General features: G+C 39.5%; 5 protein-coding genes and 2 tRNA genes. All 7 read left to right on the forward strand.

The window, feature by feature from the left end:
• Positions 1–53: 53 nt before the first annotated feature.
• The 7 genes from ACY10D_RS07585 to ACY10D_RS07615 all read left to right on the forward strand — a co-directional run bounded on the left by ACY10D_RS07585 (position 54) and on the right by ACY10D_RS07615 (position 4868).
• Positions 54–479 carry a hypothetical protein gene (locus tag ACY10D_RS07585; protein WP_487000152.1) on the forward strand — a complete coding sequence of 142 codons (426 nt, stop codon included), beginning with the start codon at positions 54–56 and terminating at the stop codon, positions 477–479.
• Between the two features lie 82 nt (positions 480–561).
• Complete coding sequence (locus ACY10D_RS07590; protein WP_487000153.1) at positions 562–1428, forward strand: N-acetylneuraminate lyase; 867 nt, start codon at positions 562–564, stop codon at positions 1426–1428.
• Between the two features lie 42 nt (positions 1429–1470).
• On the forward strand, positions 1471–2976 hold the full coding sequence (locus ACY10D_RS07595) for a sodium:solute symporter family protein (protein ID WP_487000154.1): 1506 nt from the start codon (positions 1471–1473) through the stop codon (positions 2974–2976).
• Between the two features lie 25 nt (positions 2977–3001).
• Complete coding sequence (locus ACY10D_RS07600; protein WP_487000155.1) at positions 3002–3880, forward strand: ROK family protein; 879 nt, start codon at positions 3002–3004, stop codon at positions 3878–3880.
• A gap of 20 nt (positions 3881–3900) precedes the next feature.
• Complete coding sequence (locus ACY10D_RS07605) at positions 3901–4593, forward strand: N-acetylmannosamine-6-phosphate 2-epimerase (RefSeq protein ID WP_487000156.1); 693 nt, start codon at positions 3901–3903, stop codon at positions 4591–4593.
• 114 nt (positions 4594–4707) lie between these two features.
• Positions 4708–4783: transfer RNA gene (locus tag ACY10D_RS07610), tRNA-Thr, on the forward strand.
• Positions 4784–4791: 8 nt separating this feature from the next.
• Positions 4792–4868: transfer RNA gene (locus tag ACY10D_RS07615), tRNA-Asp, on the forward strand.

Below are 4868 nucleotides of genomic sequence, written 5' to 3' on the forward strand. Positions count from 1 at the left end.
GCGTAGTGAAGTGAAAGTTTCATGCTGCGTTCTTCGAGGAGTCGCACTCAGCAATGGGTGCGGCTTACTCTACTGAAGGTTTTTGTAGCGAAGCTAAAGCAAGCAACATCCTTACTGAAGGTCCCATCTATTTTGAGCATATTTTGCAAAACATTGACATACTCATAGATAAATATCTTACCGACAACGTTAAAGCAATTTATAGCAGTCGCTATCTTGCAGAAATTGTCACTGCCATAAATAAACAAAATAAGAAGCATCCTGATATTAATCTATACATTATCAGTAACGGTATGAGTGCCAATATCAAGCAGCTCATAAAAGAAGGTCAAATTCTAGCAACTATAAAAGAAGATCACGCTCAGCAAAGCTATCTTGCGGCGAAGCATTTATTTTTAGCGCTACATGGCGAACAACTTGATATCAACCATAACGTATTAGTCAAAAGCGAGATAATTTATAAAGAGAACCTAAACTAAAAAATTTTAAATTAAGATGTTCACGCGAACACGAAAAAATAACCACAAGAATCAAAGTAAAAAACTAAATGAGGTCAACAAAATGAAAGGTATATTTTCAGCACTTATGGTGGCATTTGATGAACAAGGCAATATTGATGAAGCTGGGTTAAGAGAGATCATCCGTTTTAATATTGATGTGCAAAAAGTTGATGGTTTATATGTTGGTGGCAGCACAGGTGAAAACTTTATGCTATCAACTGCTGATAAGAAAAAAGTATTTAGTATCACCAAATCTGAAGCTAAGAGCCAGGTCACTCTAATTGCACAAGTCGGCTCACCTAACCTGCAAGAAGCCATTGAGCTTGGACAATATGCAACTGAATTAGGCTATGATGCGATTTCTGCGGTGACACCTTTTTATTACAAGTTTGATTTCACTGAAGTTAAAGATTACTACCAATCCATTGCGCACGCTGTTGATAATAAATTGGTGATATACACCATTCCAATGCTCACGGGTGTTAATATGAGCCTTGAACAATTTGCCGAGCTTTTTGCCATTAAAAATGTGATAGGCGTAAAATTCACTGCAGCTGATTTGTTTTTACTGGAACGCCTACGCGAGAAATTTAGTGATAAGATCATCTACTCGGGATTTGATGAGCTATTGCTTCCTTCTGCGGCTATCGGCATTGATGGCGCTATTAGCAGCACCTACAACATCAACAGCACTCGCGCTCGCGGCATATTAGAAGCTGTTGATAACGGTCAGTTAGCACAAGCGCGCAAATTGCAAAATGAGTGTAATGATATTATTTCTGCTTTACTAAAAGAGAGTTTCTTTCAATCGCTTAAAGCAATGCTTACTCTGCATGATGTAAACGCAGGGATATGCAAAAAACCATTTAAAGCAATTTCTGATAAAAGATTTAATGAGCTAAAAGCGCTCAAGGCACAATATTTCTAAACTTTAATTTACCATAAAGCTAATACATACTGGAGGGCAGACATGAAAATAGAGTTAGGCATCATCAACTATTGCGTGTTGATCATATATTTACTTGGCATGCTTGCCGTTGGCATTTATTTCTCAAAACGCAGTGGTAAAGATACAGACAACTTTTTCAAGGCGGGAGGTCGTGTGCCTGGTTGGGCAGTTGGCATTAGTATCTTTGCCACCACGCTCAGTGCGATAACTTTTATGTCAATTCCAGCGCTTGCCTATCGTCAAGATTGGGCAATGGGCTTTAATAATCTATCAATTGTTGCAATTGCCCCTCTTGTGGTGATTTTTGCAGTACCTTTTTTTAGAAAGCTGAAAGTCACAAGTGCTTATGAGTATTTAGAATATCGCTTTAATGTCAAAATGCGTTTGCTCGGCAGCATTGTGTTTATGACGTTTCATATTTTCCGTGTTGCGATTGTGATTTATTTACCTACTCTAGCGCTTGAGTCTGTCGTCAATATTAACCCTGTTTTTCTGGCAGTTGCCATTGGTGTATTATGCATTATCTATACTTTTCTAGGTGGGATTGAGGGGGTTATTTGGGCAGATGTCATCCAAGGCATCCTACTCTTAGGTGGCGCGCTATTGATCATCATTTTCTTGATTGCCAAGATCCATAATCCAGGACATGAAATCTATCATGCAGTCGCCTCAGGCAAGCTCTTAACAAAAAATAATTTCGAGCTCAGTCTATTCCACGCGACAATTATTGGCATTTTTATTGGCGGGATATTTAACAGCCTTTATCAATATATCGGCAGCCAAGATGTCGTACAAAGATATAACGCAACGAAAGATATCAAAGAAACCAATAAAGCCATTTATCTCAATGCTAAGCTTGCTTTCTTAGTAATTTTTATCTTCTTTGGCATGGGTACTTTACTGTTTATTTACTATCAACAACATAGTGCTGATTTACCCACTGGTTTTAATCTCGACTCTATCGTGCCTTATTTTATTGTGACGCAAATGCCCATTGGTATCGCAGGCTTTATTATCGCGGCGATTTTTGCTGCTGCACAATCAACGATATCAAGTAGCCTCAACAGTATATCAGCATGCTTTGTTACCGATATCACTGAACGTTTTTTCAATAAAACTTCCGAAAAAACAGCTGTACTCATTGCAAGATTGGTCATTATCATTGCAGGCATTATTGGCACTATTATTGCCTTGTATATGACAGTAACCAATCAATCGCACCTGCAGATTTTTTTCCAATCAATTTTAGGATTATTTGGCGGGCCTATTGCTGGCGCGTTTATTATCGGCATATTCTCTAAGCGCGTTAGTGGTAATGCAGTATTCTTCGCAGTACTTATCAGTGTGGTTATTCTTTACTTTGTGACCAAGACTGATATTTATTTCATGTATTATGGACTTGTTGGTGTGCTCTCAAGCATGATTTTAAGCTACCTACTAAGTTTCATTTTCCGCACATCCAAAACAGTCACAGGCTTAACCTACGCAACCGTTGATGAACCTATAATAAATGAAAAAACGACCTAAACAGCTAACACGGAAATCATAAACGATGAAAACACTATGCTTTGATATCGGCGGCACTTACATAAAACATGGTTTGATTGACCAACAAGGCAAATTGCATGATCACGGCAAATTCCCAACACCTAAAACAAATTGCCAAAGCACTATTCCAAAGGCATTAATTGACTTCACACAACAGCTAACGATTAGTGAATCCATTAGCAATATCGGCATCAGTAGCGCCGGTCAAGTGGATAGCCAGCATGGCACAATTATTTACGCTAATGACAACCTGCCTGATTATAGTGGCTGCAAGCTTGTCAAAGCGTTGATCACAGCGACTAACATTAATACTTATGTTGAGAATGATGCCTATTGTGCAGCATTAGGTGAGATGCAAATGGGTGCTGCCAAAGATGCTAATAACTTTCTATGCTTAACACTCGGCACGGGTGTTGGTGGTGCTTTTATCCTTAATCGCAAGCTCTATAAAGGTGCCCATAACTGCGCTGCGGCGATCGGCTACCTTAACACCAACAATTCGTGTATTGACAAGGTCGTATCAACTCGCGGCATCCTTGAGCATTATCATATAATAAGTGGCCATAAACTCAATGGTGTTGAATTTTTTGAGCAAGTAAAAGCAAAAGAGAAATATGCACTTACTGTGTATGAAACATTTATTCACAACTTAAGTGACGGGCTTTTAAGTGCGATTTATCTACTTGATCCGGAAGTAATTGTTCTAGGAGGAGCCATCTCTTCTCAAGGTGATTTTTTATTTAACGACATCAATCATGCACTGCAAGCTAAATGCTTGCCTGTACATCGCACCATTAAAGTCATCAAGGCACAGCTTGAAAATACAGCTGGGCTAATGGGCGCCTATCATATAACACAACACCGTAATTATTCTCACACATAGATAATATCAGGAGAGCATCAATGCCAATATCTATTACTGACATTTTACCTCGTGGTTTAATTGTCTCATGTCAAGCACTCAGTGATGAGCCACTGCATAGTCCATATATCATGGCAAAAATGGCGCTAGCAGCCAAACAAGGTGGCGCCATTGCCATTCGCGCAAACTCTGCCATCGATATTGCAGCCATTAAAAAAGAAGTCAATTTACCCATTATTGGGATTGTTAAAAGAGATTATCCTGATTCTCAAGTTTTTATTACTGCAACAATGAATGAGATCAACGAACTTGCAAATTCAGGTTGCGAAATCATGGCACTTGATGCAACGGCAAGAACAAGACCTAATAAACAAACATTGGCTCAATTTGTACATGAGATTCGTTGCAAGTTTCCAGAGCTTTTTCTCATGGCTGATTGTGCTACATTTGATGAAGGCATCTATGCACATGAGCTTGGATTTGATCTCATTGCTACAACATTAAGCGGTTATACCGAGAATACACAAAACACCCCATTACCTAATATCGAGCTAGTACAAAAACTATCTTCAGCACTAACCACACCTGTTATTGCTGAAGGAGGAATTTCCACGCCAATAGAGGCAAATAAAGCTTATCAATCTGGAGCATATGCTATCGTTGTTGGCTCAGCCATTACACGCCCTCAATTAATCACTCAAAGCTTTGCACAGTCAATTATTATCAACCCCTGATCAACTGATACCAAACACCACAACATGATTTGTGATGGGTGTAGCAAATATTTCATTATTTTTAAAAATTAGGCGTTGACATCTAATCGGAAATCTATAGAATGCCTTTCTGTTGCCGACATGGCTCAACTGGTAGAGCAGCCGACTTGTAATCGGCAGGTTCCGGGTTCAAGTCCTGGTGTCGGCACCATCAAAAGCGGAGTGGTAGTTCAGTTGGTTAGAATACCTGCCTGTCACGCAGGGGGTCGCGGGTTCGAGTCCCGTCCATTCCGCCA

It is taken from the genome of Cysteiniphilum sp. (assembly GCF_057495195.1).